The organism is Streptomyces sp. NPDC051913, assembly GCF_044593635.1.
Taxonomy (GTDB): domain Bacteria; phylum Actinomycetota; class Actinomycetes; order Streptomycetales; family Streptomycetaceae; genus Streptomyces.
The window spans coordinates 321,735-340,102 of record NZ_JBIUCI010000010.1; the positions used below are offsets into that span (position 1 = coordinate 321,735).

An 18,368-nucleotide genomic window follows, 5' to 3' on the forward strand; every position below is an offset into this window, starting at 1 on the left:
CAGGAAGACCTATCGGCCTGCTGCACCGGATCGCTCACACTATCCGGCCAGTTCATCGGCAAGCGACGACGGTGACAAATTCCACGTCCCTACAACTGGGCAATCCACCCATTTCCTTGAACAGATGTACGTCGCCTTGGTAATCGCTTTACTTACAGGTGTCCTCGGCGGCCGTGTTTCCGCGAAACGTGGGCGCGGGTGAAGTCGTCGCGGCGGGCCGGTCGGCGCCGGACTTCTTCCGCGGAACCTCCTTGGCGACCGCCACCGGCGCGTCCGTGCGCAGCCGGGCGAACAACTGCTCCGCCTCGGCTTCCACGAGCTGGTCGCGGTTGGCGTTGTAGGCGTACGACTCCCTTGGCACGGTCAGGAATTGCACACGTTCGGTGGGGATGTCGCGCAGCCCCCGCACGAGGTCGTACAAACCACGCAAGCTCGCCAGATCCGGGTCGGTGGTGAGCGACGAGGTGGCCGCGTCCAGCACCGGATAGAGGCGGACCGGATTCAGCAGGACGTCATTGCTCTGCACCTTGTTGACGAGGGCCCCGAGGAACCGTTGCTGCCGGTCCATCCGGTCGGTGTCGCTGCCGTTGCCGATCGACTTGCGGGCGCGGACGTAGCCGAGGGCCTGCTCCCCGTTGAGCGTCACCTTGCCCGCCGGGAGCTTCAGCTTGGCGGCCTTGTCGTTGATCGGCTTCGTCAGACAGATCTCGACGCCGTCCACCGCGTCGACCATGTCCTTGAAGCCGTGGAAGTCGACGACCATGTGATGGTCGATCCGGACGCCGGTCAGCTTCTCCACGGTCCGGATGGTGCAGGCCGAACCACCCTTCTGGAAGGCGTAGTTGAACATCGCGAACATCGGCTCGGTCCGGCTGCCGTCCGGCTCCAGACAGGCCGGTACGTCCACCATCAGATCACGGGGGAGCGAGACGGCCGTCGCGCTGCGCCGCCCCGCGGACAGGTGCAGCAGGATCGTCGTGTCCGACCGCTCGGTCCCCGAGTCCCGCCCGTAGCGCGCGTTCCCGTCCCCGGAGCGCGAGTCCGAGCCGATCACCAGGATGTTCTGCGCGTCCTTGACGAGCGCGGTGGGCCGCTCCTTCTCGTACCGGGCGAGTTCCGCGGCGGCGGCGTCGTCGGGCGTGATGTTCCCGTCGAGCTTGGCGTAGATCGCCCACCCGGCCCCGACGGCCGCCACGACGAGGACCGTCACCCCGACGGCCCCGCCTCGCAGCCAACGGCGCCGGCGCCGCCGTATCAGCCCCCGCCCCGTGGCGGACGCCCCCGCTCCCGGACCGAGGGTGCCTTTGCGGGGCGTACCTGCGGTGTCGGTCACGGCTGATCCACCCCTCATGACGTACGAGCGTGTGGTGCGGTTCGCTCTTACGACCATGGCGTGGAGGGCGGGGGGAGGCGTGTCGGGTTAGGCCGGACGGGCGACTGAGGGCACCTTTTGAAGGTCGGCGCGGAGGACGCTTTCAGGGGCGCGGGGAACTGCGCGACCAGCCACAACGGACCCGCACCCACCAAACAACCTCAGTGAGCGGTAGCAGTCACCCGCTCACTCTCCACCCGCTTCGCCAGCCCTTCCTCCCCCAACCGCTCCAGATTCCGGCACAACACCACGGACCCCCCGGTGGCCAGCGGCGAGTACAGCCCCGCGCACAGCCCCTCCCAGGTGTCGTACGCCAACCCCGACAGCAGTCGCGAGCCGGGCCCGGTAAGCCCGAGACCGGACGCCTCCGCGGAAGCCCGCTCCACCACCTCCGCCCCGCTGAACTCCCGCCCGGCCACGACGAGCGCGGGCTCGTCGGGGTCGACCGGTGCGAACGGGGCGAACCGGTCGCCCTGCCCCGGCACCTCGACCGCGTAGTCGGCGAAGCCGTCCGGGGTCTGCGGGAAGCGGCCACCGAGCGGGCGCAGCGCGAGGGCGATGCGCGAGCCCGAGCACGCGCGCGCCGCGTCCAGGGTGTCGGGCCCGCTCACCACGATGTCCGCGGCCTTCGGATCGCCGGCGACATCGGCGACCACGCCCACCGAGGAGCACGCCAGCAGCCACACCGCCGTCTGCCAGTGCGCGGGCAGCAGCAGCGCGACCCGGTCGCCGGGCTCCGCGGAGAGCTCGCCCTGGAGGAGATTGGCGGTCTTGGCCACCCAATTGGCGAAGGTGGCGACGGACAGTTCGACGCGTTCGCCCGTGGCGTCGTCGTAGAAGGTCACCAGGGGGCGTCCGGCGTCCGCGGCGAGCGCGGAACGCAGCAGGTCGGCAGGGGTGCGATCGGTGGCGTTCACCCGGGCAAGCGTACGCGGGCGCACGGCGGGGCGACGACGGACCGGCCCGCTGCCGGCTCACCGGTTCGGGGGAACGGGAGCCGACGATCCGTCAGTTCCCGGATGGACAGATATGTATGACTATGTCCAACATTGTTGGCATGCGCGGATTTCTTGCTTCCTCGATCGGTGTCACCTGTGCGGCCGCTCTCGCCCTGCCGCTGACCCCACCCGCCGCCGCGACCGTCGCGCGCCCGGCGCCGACCGCGCAGGTGTCGGCCCGGAGCGTCGGTTCCGGCGCCGCCTCGGCGGCGGTCCCCGGCAGCACCCAGTCGCTGCCGCTCACCCCGCTCGGCGCCGACCGCTCGCTCGGGTCGGCCGCCGTCCAGGGCCTGCCCCGCCGCGATGTGCACCGCTTCTCGATGGTCGGGGTCGTCTGGGACGACCCGGAGACCGCACTGCACGGCCGCGTCGAGGTACGCGCGCGTGCGCTCGACTCGGGTACGTGGTCCGCCTGGCAGGACGTCGAGACGCACTACGCGGACGACGGCGCCGACCCCGACACGGCCGAGCGCACCTCGGGCCGGGTGCGCGGAGCGACGGCACCGCTGTGGGTCGGTGACTCGGACGGCGTCGAGGTACGAGTGCGTGCCGCGGCCGAGACCCGCGAACTCGGCGCCGAGGCGACCGCGCTGCCGTCGGGGCTGCGCCTCGAACTCGTCGACCCCGGCGAGGCCGCCCTCCCGCAGGGCACCCCGGCAGGCGGCCCCCGGACTCGTGGCGGTCTCGGCGCCGAGGCCCCCGAGGCCGTCGCCGCCTCCGCCGCCAACGCCGCGCTCGCGCCGCTCGGCGCCACCGAGATCCCCGCGCTCGACCGCGCGCGGACCGAGCGGGAGATGGTCTCCCTGCGGGCCGGCGAACTGACCGAGCGGCAGCGGGCCGAGCCGAAGATCGGCCCGCGTCCGCGCATCGTGACGCGGCGCGGCTGGGGGGCGAACGAGAACCTGCGCGAGAGGAAGTTCGTCTACACGAAGAAGGTGAAGGCGGCCTTCGTCCACCACACCGCCACCGGCAACGGCTACCGCTGCTCCCAGGCCCCCTCCGTCATCCGCGGTATCTACCGCTACCACGTCCGGAGCATGGGCTGGCGTGACATCGGCTACAACTTCCTCATCGACAAGTGCGGCACCATCTACGAGGGCCGCGCCGGGGGAGTGGCGAAGCCGGTCCTGGGCGCCCACACCCTCGGCTTCAACACCAACAGCATGGGGATCGCCGTCCTCGGCACCTTCGGCTACACCCGCCCCACGTCCGCCGCGGTGAAGGCAGTGGCCCGCGTGACGGCCTGGAAACTGGGGCTCTACGGTGCCAATCCGCGCGGCAAGACATACCTGAAGTCGGGCGGTGGCAACCTCTACCGCAAAGGCACGAAGGCACGACTGAACGTCATCTCCGGCCACCGCGACGGCTTCTCCACCGCCTGCCCCGGCTGGCAGCTCTACCGCAAGCTCGGCTCGGCCCGCTCGACCGCGGCGCGCTACCAGGGGAGGTGACGGGAGGAGGGCGAGGGGGACGGAGAAGTGTGAGGGGGACGGCGAAGTGTGAGGAGGGCGGAGAACCGCACTGCCGTCGATTCCGTCGATGTCGTCGAAAGCGCCGCACAACGGTCTGCATACACTGACCGGCCGAAAGACAGTTCGGCCGGTCACCGGCAGGAAGCAGAGACGACAGGTGACAGAAGCGATCCTCCTGGTCGGGGGCAAGGGCACGAGGCTGCGTCCGCTCACGGTGCACACGCCGAAGCCGATGGTCCGCGCGGCCGGGGTCCCGTTCCTCACACATCAGCTGGCGCGGGCGAGAGCGGCGGGCGTCGACCACATCGTCCTGGCCACGTCCTATCTGGCCGAGGTCTTCGAACCCCACTTCGGCGACGGCTCGGCACTCGGCCTCCACATCGAGTACGTCACCGAGGAGGAGCCGCTCGGCACGGGCGGAGCGATCCGCAACGTGGCCTCCCGCCTCCACTCCGGTCCCGACGACCCGGTCCTGATCTTCAACGGCGACATCCTCACGGGCCTGGACATCCGGGCCCTGGTGGCCACGCACGAGTCGACGAACGCGGACGTCTCGCTCCACCTGACGAAGGTCACGGACCCTCGTGCCTACGGCCTGGTCCCCACGGACGGGACGGGAAAGGTCCTGGCCTTCCTGGAGAAGCCGCAGTCCCCCGAGGAGATCGTCACCGACCAGATCAACGCGGGCGCGTATGTCTTCCGCCGCTCGTTGATCGACACCATCCCGGCGGGCCGACCGGTCTCGGTGGAACGCGAGACCTTCCCCGACCTCCTCGCGGCCGGCGCCCACCTCCAGGGCATGGTCGACTCCACGTACTGGCTGGACCTGGGCACCCCGGCGGCCTTCGTACGAGGCTCAGCCGACCTGGTCCTGGGCCGCGCCCCGTCCCCGGCGGTCCCCGGCCGCTGCGGCGACCGTCTGATCCTCCCCACGGCCCGCGTGGCCCCGGACGCCAAACTCACCGGCGGCACGGTGGTGGGCGAGGGCGCGTTCGTGGCCGAGGGCGCCCGCGTCTTCGGCAGCACGATCCTGCCCGGCGCCGTGATCGAACCCGGCGCGGTCATCACGGACTCCCTGATCGGCACCCGCGCAAGGATCGGCGAACGCTCCGTCCTCAGCGGCACGGTCATCGGAGACGGCGCGGTGGTGGGCCCCGACAACGAACTCCGAGACGGCGCCAGGGTGTGGTGCGACGCCCACATCCCGGCGGGGGCGGTGCGCTTCTCGTCGGACCAGTAGGCGCGGGCGGCGCGGGTTCGTTGTGGGTCACGCTCGAACGCGGCTGCGGGTCGTGCCGCCCAGGGGCGCGGGGAACCGCGCGACCAGCCACGACGCACCCGCAGCCGCCCCACCACCCAGCCCGTCCGGCGGGGGCGAAGGGGCAGCGCCGTCACAACTGCCCGATATCCCCCCGCGGCATCCGAGGCGCCCGCCGCGCCGGCGTCCGCCCACTCAGCAGAATCAGCCGCGCCGCCCGATGCCGCTGCCCCGCATAGGGCTCCAGCAACGACAACATCACCGCGTCATCCGCATCCCGGTCGCCCGCGAGCGCCCACCCCACGATCCCCGGCAGATGCAGATCCCCCACGGTCACCGCATCCGCTGCCCCATGACTGCGCTGCACCACTTCCGCGGACGTCCACGGCCCCACCCCCGGCACGGCCTCCAGCCGAGCCTGAGCGTCCTCCGCCGACATCCCCACCGCCTGCTCAAGCCGCGCAGCAACCCGCACAGCCCGCAGAATCGTCGACGCCCGCTTGTTGTCGACCCCGGCCCGATGCCACTCCCACGACGGAATCAACGCCCACGTCCGAGGCGCCGGCATCACCCACAGCCGCCCCCCGGCAGCGGGCCCCGGCGCCGGCTCCCCGAACTTCCGTACCAGCGACCGCCACGCCCGGTACGCCTCGTCGGTCGTGACCTTCTGCTCCAGGATCGACGGGATCAAGGACTCCAGCACCAGCCCGGTCCGCGTCAGCCGCAGCCCCGGCCGGCGATGCCGCGTCACCGCCAGCAACCGGTGCCGGGGCACGAAGACGGACGGATCGTCGGCGGCCCCGAGCAGCTCGGGCAACCGGTCGAGCAGCCACCGCGCCCCCGGCCCCCACGCCTCCCCGCGGACCGAACCGTCCCGCCCCGCGGCGACCCGCAGCGTCCCCGGCCCGGCAGGCGTCAGACTGGCCCGCCACACCGACCCGTCCGGCATCGCCCGGAACGTCGGATCGGCGGGCCCGCGCCGCAACGGCCCGAGCACCAGCCCCAGCTCCAAGGGCCACTCCGGCACGAACGTCCGCACCAGCCCCGGCGCCGAGGCAGGCCGCGGCACACCTTGGGACACGGCGACATGCCCACCACGCACCGTCGTACGAGTGGGCCGCGGAGCGAACCGTCCAGCCACGAATGAGTCCTGGGAGAGAGGAAGAAGTTCTGCGGGAGACCTACGAGCCTAGAGGCACACGAGCCTCCTCACCGCACCTCGATGAACATCCCCGCATCCCGCTCGGCCCGAGCCCTCGGCTCCTCCGCCGGATGCCCGACCGCCACGGCCCCCATCGGATCCCAGTCGCCCGGCAGCCCCAGCACCTCCCGCACCACGTCCCGGCAGAACATCGTCGACGACACCCACGCCGACCCCAGCCGCTCCCCGGCCAGCGCGACGAGGAAGTTCTGCACCCCGGCCCCGGTCGCGACGACGAACATCTCCCGCTCGGCCGCGTCCCGCCGCGGATCGCCGTACGTGTGCGACCCGTCCATGACCAGACACGGCACCACCAGATAGGGCGCCTTCCGCAGCACGTCTCCGCGGCGCACCCGCTTGGCGATCGACTCCTCGCTCTTGCCGTCCCGCCGCAGATCCGCGATCCAGGCGTCCCGCATCGCGTCCAGCAGCTCCGTCCGCGCGGCCTCGGACTCCAGCAGGACGAAACGCCACGGTGTGGTGTGATGCGGCGCCGGCGCGGTCACGGCCGCGGCGACCGCCCGCCGCACCGCACCGCCGTCGACCGGCTCGTCCGTGAAGGCCCGTACCGTACGCCGCTGGGTCACCGCCAGCCGTACCGCCTCGGAGGTGCCCAGCCGGAACATGTCGTCGCGCGCGCCGCGCACCATGGCACCCGCCCCCTCCCCGTGCTCGACCGACACCACCTGCGCCAGCCCGCGCACCACGGCGACGGGCCGTCCGGCGGCCTTGCCCTTGACCAGGTCACCGGCCGCGGCCAGTTCGTCGGCCGTGGCGACGACGGTGGCGCTCAGCGGGTTGCCGTACGCGTCCGTGCCCCCGCGCAGATCGTCGAGCACCCGCACCCCGGCGGCCCCGATCGCCACGTCGGTGAGCCCCGCGCGCCAGGGCCGCCCGAAGGTGTCGGTGATGACGACGCCGACGTCGACCCCGAGCAGCTCGCGCAGCCCTTCCCGTACGGCACGCGCGGAGGCGTCCGGGTCCTCGGGCAGCAACAGGACGGTCCCGGCCGGAGTGTTGGAGGCGTCGACCCCCGCCGCGGCCATGATCAGCCCCTGCCGGTTCTCGACGATCCGCAGGGCGCCGCGTCTGGCCACCACCCGCACGGTCTCGGCGTCGATGGCCGCCTCCCGGTCGGCCGCCTCGACGATCCGGCCCTCCGCCTTGGAGACGATCTTCGAGGTGACGAGCAGCACGTCACCGTCGGCGAGACCGGGCTCGGCGGCGGCGATCAGCTTGGCGAGGTCGTCCCCGGGCGCGATCTCGGGCAGCCCGGCCACGGCCCACGCGCGGAAGGCGTCCGCGCTCAAGTCCGTGCTCGCGTCCCCGCTGACATCTGCGCTCAAGACCCCCGCACCTCCTCCGCCAGCGCCAGCGCCTCCCGGGCCATCTGCGTGCTCGCGTCGAGGTCCGTCATCATCAGCGGTACGGCCCGGCAGCGGATGCCGGCCGCCTCGACGCGCTCCACGGAGGCCGCGTCGACGGTGTCCACGAGCCAGCCGTCCAGCAGCCCCGAGCCGTAGTGCTCGGCCACGGCAGCGGCCGACGACTCCACGCCCACCGCCGCCAGCACCTTGTCGGCCATGCCGCGCACGGGCGCGTCCCCGACGATGGGGGAGAGGCCGACCACGGGAACGCCCGCCTCGGCGATCGCCTCGCGGATGCCGGGCACGGCCAGGATCGTGCCGATGGAGACGACCGGGTTGGACGGCGGGAAGAGGATCACGTCCGCCTCCGCGATCGCCTCCAGGACGCCGGGCGCGGGCTTGGCCTGCTCCGCGCCCACCGGCACGATCGCCTCCGCCGGCACCGAGGCCCGCAGCCGTACCCAGTACTCCTGGAAGTGGACCGCCTTGCGCTCGCCGTCGACCTCGACGGCGACATGGGTCTCCACGCGGTCGTCGGACATCGGGATCAGCCGCACGCCCGGCTTCCAGCGGTCGCAGAGCGCCTCGGTGACCGCGCTCAGCGGGAATCCGGCGCCGATCATCTGCGTGCGCACGATGTGGGTGGCGAAGTCCCGGTCGCCGAGCCCGAACCACTCGGGGCCGACGCCGTACGCCGCGAGCTCCTCCTTGAGGTGGAAGGTCTCGTCGGCCCGGCCCCAGCCCTGTTCCTCGTTGATGCCGCCGCCGAGCGTGTACATCACCGTGTCGAGGTCCGGGCAGACCTTCAGTCCGAAGAGGTGGATGTCGTCCCCGGTGTTGCCGATGACCGTGACGTCCGCGTCCGGCACGGCCTGCTTCAGACCGCGCAGGAAACGGGCACCGCCGATGCCGCCTGCCAGAACCACGATTCGCATGGGACAAGCATTGCAGGCGGGTACGACAACGCGTCAGGCAGTCACCGGACGCGCCGTGCAGGCGTGCGCACCGTGCATCGGCATCTCGGTCAGGCCCGGGTAGTACACGTGCAGGCTGACCGCCGGCTCCAGCGCGTCGTTGACGACCTCGTGCACATAGCCCGGCGCGAACACCCGCTGCGCGCCGGTCGCCAACGCGCGCGTGCCGCGGTCGGTGCGCTCGGTCAGCTCGCCCTCCAGGACCGTCAGCACTCCGGAGGAGCGGCCGTGGTCGTGCAGCCCGCTGCCCTGTCCGGGCACCCAGGACAGCAGCCAGACCTCGTAACCGGGGCCGGTGCGCAGCCGGTGGTACCAGCGCGTCGTGGCGTCGTACTGCACCAGGTGCTCCCACTGGGAGCGGTCGGCGGCGATGGAGCGGGCCAGGCCGACGAACTCCGCGACGGTCGAGGGGTGCTCGCGCGGGGGCTGGAGGAGGTGAGGCACCTCAAGGATGTCGCCGGCGATCTGGAGGTCGTTGTCGCTGTTCATGGGATGGGGCGGTTCCTCAGTGAAAGAAGGTCAGACAGAGGGAACGGGAAAGGCCGAGTCCCGGGGGATTCGGCCTTCAGCTGGAGCGGGTGTCGTGCACCGGGGCTCAACAGCTGTGACAGCAACAGCTACAGCGAGCGCGGGCAGCACCGTGCGACCCGGCGGTGCGGGTCGTGGTGAGTGCCAAGTTCGCGAGCATGCCCACTAGGACAGCGGTTCACACCGGCACTGTCAACTCGACACCGGCATGTGGGACTGCTTTCACCTCATCCGGTTCATCTGAGAGGTGAAAGGTTTGTTCACCCGTCTACCGGGACACATGGCGCACAACCGGCGCGCAAGGAACGGGAACGAACTCCTGGGCGTCCTTCTCCGTACAGGTCCTGCACGGGTTCGGAAGCCCCGCGGGTCCCATCTGCTTGTCAAGGTTTATGGCGATTTGAACACTTTCCGCTAGGCCTTGGTTCCGCAGAGTGAATAAGGGGCCCAATAGCAGATCTCGGCTTGACTCGCCCGGAGCAGCACACTTGTAATTTCACTCGTGTCGTTCAGCCGACATCGGTAACGGCTACATCACGGGGACGCGAAAGACAGACGAGGGGCGCACATGACCGAGCTGGTGCAGCAACTGCTGGTCGACGACGCGGACGAGGAACTCGGCTGGCAGGAGCGCGCGCTGTGCGCCCAGACCGACCCCGAGTCCTTCTTCCCCGAGAAGGGTGGCTCCACCCGTGAGGCCAAGAAGGTCTGCCTGGCTTGTGAGGTCCGTTCCGAGTGCCTCGAGTACGCCCTCGCCAACGACGAGCGCTTCGGCATCTGGGGCGGCCTGTCCGAACGGGAGCGGCGCCGCCTGAAGAAGGCCGCGATCTGACCGACCGGCGTCACCTCGCACGTACATACGGGACTTACGGCCCGTCGCAGGTGGGTTGTCCACAGGCGGCGGGCCGCCGCTGTGCCCAGCCGATAGTGTGGTCGCTCGTCCGAGACGCCCCGCTGCCCCCTCGGGGCACAGGCGTCCACCGCAGTCCACCGAACCGGGGCCCGTACCTCGATGTCCGTGCACAGCCACACGGCAGCCCACGACGCTGCCACTCCTGAGTTCCCGCGTCATGTGGTGACCGCGGTCCTCGTCGCGCACGACGGCGCCCGCTGGCTGCCCGACGCGCTCGCCGGGCTGCTCGGCCAGGAGCGCCCCGTCCAGTTCGCGATGGCCGCCGACACCGGCAGCGCCGACGCCTCCGCGCAACTGGTCACCGACGCCCTCGGCGCCGACCGGGTGCTGCACCTCGCCCGCCGTACCGGCTTCGGCCAGGCCGTCGAGGAGGCCAACCGCACCGCACCCGTCCTCACCCCGGACGAGCTGCCGTACCTCAAGCGCCCCAGCGGCTGGGACCCTGTCACGCGCACATGGCGCGACGACGCCTACGACCTGCCGGAGCTCCCGCACGGAGAGCCGGTGCAGTGGCTGTGGCTGCTGCACGACGACTGTGCCCCCGAACCCGACGCCCTGGCCCAGCTGCTGCGGGTCGTCGACCAGGAACTGGAGCTCGGCCGGGACGACGTGGCCGTCGTCGGCCCCAAGCTCCGCGGCTGGTACGACAGACGGCAACTCCTGGAGGTCGGCGTCACCATCGCCCACTCCGGGCGCCGCTGGACCGGCCTCGACCGCCGCGAACAGGACCAGGGCCAGCACGACCACGTCCGGCCCGTGCTCTCCGTCTCCACCGCCGGCATGCTCGTCCGGCGCGATGTCTTCGACGCGCTCGGCGGCTTCGACCGGCGCCTGCCCCTGATGCGTGACGACGTCGACCTGTGCTGGCGCGCCACCGCCGCCGGCCATCGCGTCCTCGTCGCCCCAGAGGCGGTCGTCCGCCACGCGGAGGCGGCCTCCCGCGAGCGCCGCGCCGTCGACTGCGTGGGCCGCACCGCCGCCTCCCCGCACAAGGTCGACAAGGCGGGCGCCGCCTACACCCTGCTCGTCAACAGCCGTACGGCGGTCCTCCCCTGGGTCCTCCTGCGCCTCGTCGTCGGCACGGTGCTCAGGACGGTCGCCTATCTCGTCGGAAAGGTCCCCGGACAGGCCCTCGACGAGATCCGCGGCCTGCTGAGCACCCTGCTGCGGCCCGAGCGGATCATCGCCGGGCGCCGCAGGCGCGGCACATCGGTGGTGGACAAGGACGAGATGCGCCCGCTGTTCCCGCCACCCGGCGCGACCGTGCGGGCCACCGTGGAGCAGGCCGCCGGCAGCTTCTTCGGCAGCTCCGACCCCGAGGCGACCTCGGGCGCGGGACGCCATGGCGGCGCCGTCGAGTCCGGGCCCGGGGGCGACGACGCCGACTTCCTGGAGATCGAGCAGTTCGCCCGCGTCAAGCGCATCGCCCGCAAGCCAGGGCCGGTGCTCTTCCTGGTGCTGCTGCTCGTCTCGCTCGTCGCCTGCCGTGAACTCCTCGGCTCCGGCGCGCTCTCGGGCGGTGCCCTGCTGCCCGCCCCGGCCGACTCCGGCGAACTGTGGTCGCGCTACCTGGACGCCTGGCATGCCGTCGGCGCCGGCGGCACTCCGTCCGCGCCGCCCTACCTGGCGATCCTCGCGATGCTCGCCTCCGTGCTCTTCGGTTCGACCGGGCTCGCGGTCACCGTCCTGCTCGTCGGTTCGGTGCCGCTGGCCGGGTTCACCGCCTACTTCGCCTCCCGGCCGCTGGTCGAGTCACGGCTCCTGCGCGCGTGGGCGGCCGTCGTCTACGCCTTCCTGCCCGCGGCCACCGGCGCCCTCGCCGGCGGCCGCATCGGCACCGCCGTCCTCGCGATCCTGCTGCCGCTCATCGCGCGCGCGGGCATCGCGGCCGCCGGCCTGACGAACGCCTCCGACGCGCGCGGCAGTTGGCGCGCCACCTGGGCGTACGCCCTGCTCCTGACGGTCACCACCGCGTTCACGCCGATCATCTGGCCGATCGCGCTGCTGCTGGGCCTCGGCGTCCTGGCCGTGCGCCGCACCGACATCACCGCCTACGGCCTGCGCTTCTTGGCCCAGCTCGGCACACCGCTGCTGATCCTCGCGCCCTGGTCGCTGACGCTGCTGCCGTTCGGCTTCTTCGACGAGGCCGGCCTGAAGTACGGCTCCTCGGCCGCCTCCGCCCTCGACCTCCTCGGCGCCAGCCCCGGCGGCCCCGGCACGGTCGACGGGCTGATGCTCATCGGTGTCGTCCTGGCCGCGCTGGCCGCCCTGCTGCGCTCGGAGCGCCAGTTCGGCATCTGGACGGCCTGGGCGGTCGCCCTTGTGGGCCTCGTCTTCGCCGCCCTCTCCAACGGCTCCACCTGGGCCGGGCCCGCCACCCTCGTCTACGGCATCGCCCTGCTGGCCGCCGCGATGCTCGGCGCCGACGGGGCCCGCTCGCGGGTCGCCGAGCAGAGCTTCGGCTGGCGTCAGCCGGTCGCCGCGCTGATCGCCTTCGCCGCCGCCGCGGGCCCCCTGCTCGTCGCCGCCGGCTGGATGATCGGCGGCGCCGACGGTCCCCTGGAGCGCCGCGACCCGGTGCAGGTGCCCGCGTTCGTCGCCGAGGACGGCAACAACCGCGACCGGGCCCGCACCCTCGTCCTCGACAGCGACTCCGCGGCCCATGTCGGCTACATGCTCGTGCGCGGCTCGGGCGCCCGCCTCGGCGACGGTGAACTGGCCGCCGCCGACGGTGAGAACACCCAGCTCGACAAGGTCGTCGCCAACCTCGTCGCCGGCTCCGGCGCCGACCAGTCCGACCAGCTCGGCAAGTTCGCGGTGCGCTACGTCCTCGTCCACAAGGGCGCCCCGCGCGAGGTGACCCGCGTCCTGGACGCCACCCCGGGCCTGTCCCGGCTCAGCGAGCAGAACGGCAGCGCCCTGTGGCGGGTCGACCAGGACGTCGCCCGCGCCACCATCGTCGCCGGCTCCGGCGCCCCGACGCTGGTCGCCGCGGGACCCGTGGAGATCCACACCACGATCCCGGCCGGCGCCGACGGCCGCACCCTGCGCCTCGCCGACACCGCGGCCGAGGGCTGGACGGCCACCCTGGACGGCAGGCCGCTCACCGCGACCACGGTCGACGGCTGGGCCCAGGGCTTCGAACTCCCGGCCGCCGGCGGCAGACTGGACGTCGTCTACGACGACCCGATCACCCACACCGCCTGGCTGTGGGCCCAGGGCGCGCTCGCCCTGGTCCTCGTGGTCCTCGCCCTGCCCGGCCGCCGCCGCGACATCGACGACGACCTTCCCGAGGAGGAGCGGGCGATCCCCGCACAGGCGACCGAGGGCGAGGGCCGCCGCGCCCGCCGCCTGCGCGCCCAGGCGGAGGCCGAAGAGGCCGCCCAGAACGACGAGCCCCTGTCTCCTCCTTCGGAGGAGACGCCGGTCCCGGTCCCGCAGCAGCAGTCCTACGGTGACTGGAACCAGGCGAGCTACGCGGGCGCCGAGTACAACACCTACGCCGGTGACCAGTACCAGTCCGCCCCGCAGCAGTACCCGGCGGGCGGCTACGACCAGCAGGGCTACGCGGACCCGTACCAGGGCGGCCAGTACGACCCGTACGCGTACGGGGGCCAGGCGCAGCAGCCGTCGTACGACCAGTACGGGCAGCCGTACGACCAGGGTTACGACGCCACGTACGACCCGGCGCAGCCGCAACAGCACGACGGCGAGCGTCCCGACGGGAGCCAGCAGTGAACCGCACCACCGTGTCCCTGATCGCCTGCGCGACCGCTCTCGCCGCCGTCACCGGCTTCGCCTCGCTCAACGCGCCCGACGCGTCCGGCACGAACACCGCCCGGGCGGCCGCCGAACTGCCCGTGGAGCGCACGAGCCTGCTCTGCCCGAGCCCCAGCCTCTCCGACCTCGCCGACACGTCCTACACGTCCTTCACGCCCGTCACCAAGGGCACGGGAAGCGACGGCAAGGCCGAACTCGTCTCCGCGGCGCAGGAGTCGGGGGACACCGACACGACGGACGGCAAGAAGGACGGCAAGGAGACCGACGACAAGGCGGGCGAGAAGGCGGCCAAGCCGGTCCTCACCGCCAAGGACCCCGGCACGCCCGACACCGAGGACGCCTCCGGCGGTGACTCGCCCGCGCTCATCGGCACCGCCGAGGGCAGGTTCGCGCCCGGCTGGACCGTGCAGGAGACCACCGAGGTCGCCGCGGGCACCGGACGCGGCCTCCAGGGCGTCAACTGCTCCGGCGCCGACACCGAGTTCTGGTTCCCCGGCGCCAGCACCGCCGCCGACCGCACCGACTACGTGCACCTGACCAACCCCGACGACTCGGCTGCCGTCGTCGACATCCAGCTCTACGGCAAGGACGGCGCCATCGACTCCTCGGTCGGCGAGGACATCACGGTGCCACCGAAGTCCAGTGAGCCGATCCTGTTGTCCACGCTCGTCAGCGACAAGCAGACCAATCTCACCGTCCACGTCAGCGTCCGCAGCGGGCGCGTCGGCGCCGCCGTGCAGGCCCTCGACGACAAGATCGGCGGCGACTGGCTGGCGGCCGCCACGGACCCGGCGGGCAGCCTCGTCCTGCCGGGCATCCCCAAGGACGCAACGGCCGTACGCCTGGTCGCCTTCGCGCCCGGCGACGCCGACGCCGACCTGAAGGTCCGCCTCGCCTCGCCGTCCGGCTCGATCACCCCGGCCGGCAACGAGACGCTGCACGTCAAGGCGGGCATGACGACCGCGGTCGACCTGGGCGCCGTCACGCGCGGGGAGGCCGGTTCGCTGATTCTGACACCGACCGGCGAGTCCGTACCGGTGGTGGCCGCGCTGCGGGTCACCCGAGGCAAGGGCGACAAGCAGGAGACGGCGTACATCCCGGCCACCCGCCCGGTCGGCACGCGCGCGAGCGTCGCCGACAACAGTTCCAAGGGCACCACGCTGTCCCTGGTGGCCCCCACCGGCACCGCGAAGGTCAAGGTGACCGCGTCGGCGGGCAGCGACGGCGGCACGGCCGCCTCGAAGACGTACACGATCAAGGGCGGCACCACCCAGGACGTGGAGCTGCCCGCACCGAGCGGGCTGAAGGGCACGTACGCGCTGACGGTGGAGCCGGAGTCGGGCGGCCCCGTCTACGCGGCCCGCACCCTGGCGGCCACGGAGGACGGCATCCCGGGCTTCACGGTCCAGACGCTGCCGGACGACCGGGGCATGGTCGCGGTGCCGGAGGCGGACGAGGACCTGTCGGTGCTCCAGAAGTAGCCCGCGCGGGCCGCTTCTCAGTCCTCGTCGCCGTAGCGCGGATCGACCGTCTCCGGGGTCAGCCCCAGCAGCTCGGCGACCTGCTCGACGACGACCTCGTGCACCAGGGCCGCGCGTTCGTCGCGGCCCTTGGTGCGGATCTCCACGGGGCGGCGGTACACCACCACGCGCGCGGGGCGTCCCTCGCGCGCGGGAATCGTCCCGCCCAGGGGGACCGCCTCGTCGTTGAAGGTCCGGCCGTCGAGGCGGGGCACCTCCAGGACCAGGAAATCGATGTCGGCGAGCTGCGGCCAGCGCCGCTCCAGACGCTCCACGGAGTCCTGCACCAGATCCGCGAACACCTCGGCACGGCTGGCCGCGAGCGGCACCTGGGGCGGTGCGATCGGGCCGCGCATGCCCCGGCCGTGGCGATCACGTCGGCGGGGTCCGGGGCCGGTGGCACGGGCAGGGGGCGGTACGGGGCTGTCCATCACTGCTGAAGCGTAGTCCCCTGGTGGGGCATGTCGCCGGATGACCATTCCAGCCAAGGTTGGGCTCATTTCTGTATCTCTCCGGGACCGGCGATCTCATGGCAATTGACCTTGTTTGTGCCGAGTGGTGACCGGACGCCAGGTCGTCCGGAATCTTGGAAAGCGGTATCTATGCAGGTCGGAACGGTGTGTTCGGAGGGGCGTGTGGGCCGTTTCACACCACGACACGGTGGAGTGACCTGAAGGGGAGTCGTCGCGGCCCGCTCAAGAGTGCGGTACCGTCCAACGTCGTGAGCCCTGTACGTCGCTGTTCGCGCACCGCTTGCGGCCGCCCCGCCGTCGCGACGCTGACGTACGTCTACGCCGACTCGACCGCGGTCCTCGGCCCGCTCGCCACCTACGCCGAACCCCACTGCTACGACCTGTGCGCCGAGCACTCCGAGCGCCTCACCGCCCCGCGCGGCTGGGAGGTCGTCCGGCTTCTCGACGGTTCGGCCCCCGCCCGTCCCAGCGGCGACGACCTGGAAGCGCTTGCCAACGCGGTCCGTGAGGCGGCCCGCCCGCAGGAGCGCGCCGCCCGGGCCGGTGGCGGGGGACGCACGGCGGACCCCATGGAGGTCGCGCGGCGCGGGCATCTGCGCGTGCTGCGCTCGCCCGACAACTGACCTCCCGGTCGGCAACCACCCTCTTTCCGTGTGCATTTGGTGCACGTTCCGCTCAGTGACGCACGCCCATTGACGACTGCTTGGCGCGGACACGACCATTCCGGAAGCCGAAACGAGAAATCGCTTTCCGCATACCGGAATCGAGCGCGCCCGGACGCGGAACCGGATCGGGGAGGCGCCCGTGTACGTCCAGGAACTGGAACCCGTCGCCGACTCACTGGGCCTGTCCGCCCTCGTCGCCGCCCTGCCCCTGGTGATCGTCCTCGTCCTGCTCGGCGGCGTCCGCCTCAAGGCCCATCTCGCGGGCCTCACAGGGCTTCTGACGGCCGTTCTGGTCGCCTGGCTCGCCTACGGCATGCCGCTGGGCCAGACGCTCTCCAGCGGCGCCCAGGGAGCCGTCTTCGGGCTCTTCCCCATCCTGTGGATCGTCGTCAACGCCCTGTGGGTGTACCGGATGACGGTCCGCACCCGGCACTTCGACATCCTGCGCCGCTCCTTCGGGCGGCTCTCCGACGACCCGCGCATCCAGGCCCTCGTCGTCGCCTTCTGCTTCGGCGCCCTCCTGGAGGCCCTCGCCGGCTTCGGCGCGCCCGTCGCGATCTGCTCGGTCATGCTCGTCGCCCTCGGCTTCGACCCGGTCAAGGCGGCCGTCGTCGCCCTCGTCGCCAACACCGCGCCCGTGGCCTTCGGCGCGATGGGCACACCCGTGGTGACGCTCGCTCAGGTGACGGGACTTCCGCTGGACACCGTGGCCTCCGTGGTGGGCCGTCAGACACCGCTGCTGGCCCTGGTGGTGCCCCTCGTTCTGGTGTACCTCGTGGACGGGCGGCGCGGGTTGCGCGACACCTGGGTGCCCGCCCTGGCGTGCGGAGTCGCCTTCGCGGTCGCCCAGTTCGCCGCCTCCAACTACCTCTCCGCGCAACTCGCCGACATCGGGGCCGCCTTGGCGGGTGCGGCCGCCCTGGTGGCCGTACCGCACGCGCGCGTGCCCGCCGAGGAGTCCGTACGCGCGTCCGTGCTGACGGGCGCCAGGAGCGAGGAACTCGACGAGGACGACCCGCGCGGAGAGGTCGTACGCGCCTACGCCCCCTACGCGTTGATCATCGTCATCTTCTCGATCGCGCAGATCCCCGCGGTCAAGGACTGGCTGGCGAACGCGACCCAGACCTACGACTGGCCCTTCCTGAACGTCGTCGACGCCGACGGCGACCCCGTCGGCGGCAATGTCTTCACCTGGCCGATCGTCTCCACCGGCGGCACCCTCGTGCTGCTCGCCGGCCTGTGCACGGCAGTCGTCCTCGGTGTGCACGCGCGCGTGGCCGTCAAGGAATGGCTCGCCACCGTCCACGAGTTGAGGTTCGCGATCCTCACCGTGACGAGCGTCCTCGCGCTCGCCTACGTCATGAACCTCTCCGGACAGGCCGCCACCATCGGCCACTTCGTGGCGGCGGCGGGCGCCGGACTCGCCTTCCTGTCGCCGGTCCTCGGCTGGTTCGGCGTGGCCGTCTCCGGCTCCGACACCTCCGCCAACGCGCTCTTCGGGGCGCTCCAGGTGACCGCCGCACGCGAGTCGGGACTCTCCCCGGAGCTGCTGGCCGCCGCGAACAGCTCGGGCGGTGTCCTCGGCAAGATGATCTCCCCGCAGAACCTCACCATCGCCTGCGCGGCCGTCGGCCTCGCCGGCCGCGAGGGGGACCTGCTGCGCAAGGTGCTGCCATGGAGCCTCGGACTGCTCCTGGTGATGTGCCTGATCGTCGTCGGGCAGAGTTCGCCGGTCCTGGACTGGATGCTGCCGTGACCTGAGGTTACGTTCCTGGGTCCACTCGGTGGACGGGCGGCACGCTGTCCGTGGGGGAGGGTAGTTTGGGCCGACCGATAGGACTTTTTGG

The 18,368-nt window shown here is 72.1% G+C and carries 14 protein-coding genes; 7 read left to right on the plus strand and 7 right to left on the minus strand.

Going from position 1 to position 18,368, the window contains the following annotated elements; genetic code table 11:
* Nucleotides 1–148: 148 nt before the first annotated feature.
* Nucleotides 149–1,333 (minus strand): LCP family protein, encoded by a 1,185-nt coding sequence (locus ACIHIX_RS29655; RefSeq protein WP_399961397.1) that lies wholly within the window; start codon nt 1,331–1,333, stop codon nt 149–151.
* A gap of 200 nt (nt 1,334–1,533) precedes the next feature.
* A complete protein-coding gene (locus tag ACIHIX_RS29660; protein ID WP_399961399.1) occupies nt 1,534–2,289 on the minus strand; it encodes a TIGR03089 family protein in 756 nt (251 codons plus the stop codon).
* Nucleotides 2,290–2,429: 140 nt separating this feature from the next.
* Between ACIHIX_RS29660 and ACIHIX_RS29665 the strand changes: the two genes are divergently transcribed.
* Nucleotides 2,430–3,821 (plus strand): N-acetylmuramoyl-L-alanine amidase, encoded by a 1,392-nt coding sequence (locus ACIHIX_RS29665; protein WP_399961401.1) that lies wholly within the window; start codon nt 2,430–2,432, stop codon nt 3,819–3,821.
* 178 nt (nt 3,822–3,999) lie between these two features.
* Nucleotides 4,000–5,082, plus strand: a complete 1,083-nt coding sequence (locus ACIHIX_RS29670; protein WP_399961403.1) for a sugar phosphate nucleotidyltransferase — start codon at nt 4,000–4,002, stop codon at nt 5,080–5,082.
* A 151-nt stretch (nt 5,083–5,233) separates the two neighbouring features.
* Here ACIHIX_RS29670 and ACIHIX_RS29675 read toward each other — a convergent pair whose 3' ends face one another.
* The 4 genes from ACIHIX_RS29675 to ACIHIX_RS29690 all read right to left on the minus strand — a co-directional run bounded on the left by ACIHIX_RS29675 (nt 5,234) and on the right by ACIHIX_RS29690 (nt 9,131).
* Nucleotides 5,234–6,241: a DNA-3-methyladenine glycosylase family protein gene (locus tag ACIHIX_RS29675; RefSeq protein WP_399961405.1), complete on the minus strand. Its 1,008-nt coding sequence runs from the start codon at nt 6,239–6,241 to the stop codon at nt 5,234–5,236.
* 68 nt (nt 6,242–6,309) lie between these two features.
* Nucleotides 6,310–7,647: a coenzyme F420-0:L-glutamate ligase gene (locus ACIHIX_RS29680; RefSeq protein ID WP_399961407.1), complete on the minus strand. Its 1,338-nt coding sequence runs from the start codon at nt 7,645–7,647 to the stop codon at nt 6,310–6,312.
* Nucleotides 7,644–8,603 (minus strand): 2-phospho-L-lactate transferase, encoded by a 960-nt coding sequence (gene cofD, locus ACIHIX_RS29685; protein ID WP_399961409.1) that lies wholly within the window; start codon nt 8,601–8,603, stop codon nt 7,644–7,646. The genes ACIHIX_RS29680 and cofD overlap by 4 nt, the downstream gene beginning before the upstream one ends.
* A gap of 33 nt (nt 8,604–8,636) precedes the next feature.
* Nucleotides 8,637–9,131 carry a cysteine dioxygenase gene (locus ACIHIX_RS29690; protein WP_399961411.1) on the minus strand — a complete coding sequence of 165 codons (495 nt, stop codon included), beginning with the start codon at nt 9,129–9,131 and terminating at the stop codon, nt 8,637–8,639.
* Between the two features lie 607 nt (nt 9,132–9,738).
* On the opposite strand from ACIHIX_RS29690, the gene ACIHIX_RS29695 reads away from it, so the two are divergent.
* The 3 genes from ACIHIX_RS29695 to ACIHIX_RS29705 all read left to right on the plus strand — a co-directional run bounded on the left by ACIHIX_RS29695 (nt 9,739) and on the right by ACIHIX_RS29705 (nt 15,344).
* Nucleotides 9,739–10,002, plus strand: coding sequence for a WhiB family transcriptional regulator (locus ACIHIX_RS29695; RefSeq protein WP_010986447.1), 264 nt, complete (start codon nt 9,739–9,741; stop codon nt 10,000–10,002).
* Nucleotides 10,003–10,182: 180 nt separating this feature from the next.
* Nucleotides 10,183–13,821, plus strand: coding sequence for a glycosyltransferase (locus ACIHIX_RS29700; protein WP_399961413.1), 3,639 nt, complete (start codon nt 10,183–10,185; stop codon nt 13,819–13,821).
* A complete protein-coding gene (locus ACIHIX_RS29705) occupies nt 13,818–15,344 on the plus strand; it encodes a DUF5719 family protein (RefSeq protein ID WP_399961415.1) in 1,527 nt (508 codons plus the stop codon). The genes ACIHIX_RS29700 and ACIHIX_RS29705 overlap by 4 nt, the downstream gene beginning before the upstream one ends.
* A 17-nt stretch (nt 15,345–15,361) precedes the next feature.
* On the opposite strand, the gene ACIHIX_RS29710 is transcribed toward ACIHIX_RS29705, so the two are convergent.
* On the minus strand, nt 15,362–15,814 hold the full coding sequence (locus ACIHIX_RS29710; RefSeq protein ID WP_399961417.1) for a metallopeptidase family protein: 453 nt from the start codon (nt 15,812–15,814) through the stop codon (nt 15,362–15,364).
* Between the two features lie 290 nt (nt 15,815–16,104).
* Between ACIHIX_RS29710 and ACIHIX_RS29715 the strand changes: the two genes are divergently transcribed.
* Nucleotides 16,105–16,479: a DUF3499 domain-containing protein gene (locus ACIHIX_RS29715; protein WP_399961419.1), complete on the plus strand. Its 375-nt coding sequence runs from the start codon at nt 16,105–16,107 to the stop codon at nt 16,477–16,479.
* Between the two features lie 181 nt (nt 16,480–16,660).
* Nucleotides 16,661–18,277, plus strand: coding sequence for an L-lactate permease (locus ACIHIX_RS29720; RefSeq protein ID WP_399961421.1), 1,617 nt, complete (start codon nt 16,661–16,663; stop codon nt 18,275–18,277).
* Nucleotides 18,278–18,368: the final 91 nt, after the last annotated feature.

Bases quoted from the DNA above. Each gene is read 5' to 3' on its own strand.
- ACIHIX_RS29695 (WP_010986447.1), top strand. From the start codon at position 9,739: ATGACCGAGCTGGTGCAGCAACTGCTGGTCGACGACGCGGACGAGGAA.
- ACIHIX_RS29700 (WP_399961413.1), top strand. From the start codon at position 10,183: ATGTCCGTGCACAGCCACACGGCAGCCCACGACGCTGCCACTCCTGAG.
- ACIHIX_RS29710 (WP_399961417.1), bottom strand. From the start codon at position 15,814: ATGGACAGCCCCGTACCGCCCCCTGCCCGTGCCACCGGCCCCGGACCC.
- cofD (WP_399961409.1), bottom strand. From the start codon at position 8,603: ATGCGAATCGTGGTTCTGGCAGGCGGCATCGGCGGTGCCCGTTTCCTG.
- ACIHIX_RS29665 (WP_399961401.1), top strand. From the start codon at position 2,430: ATGCGCGGATTTCTTGCTTCCTCGATCGGTGTCACCTGTGCGGCCGCT.
- ACIHIX_RS29690 (WP_399961411.1), bottom strand. From the start codon at position 9,131: ATGAACAGCGACAACGACCTCCAGATCGCCGGCGACATCCTTGAGGTG.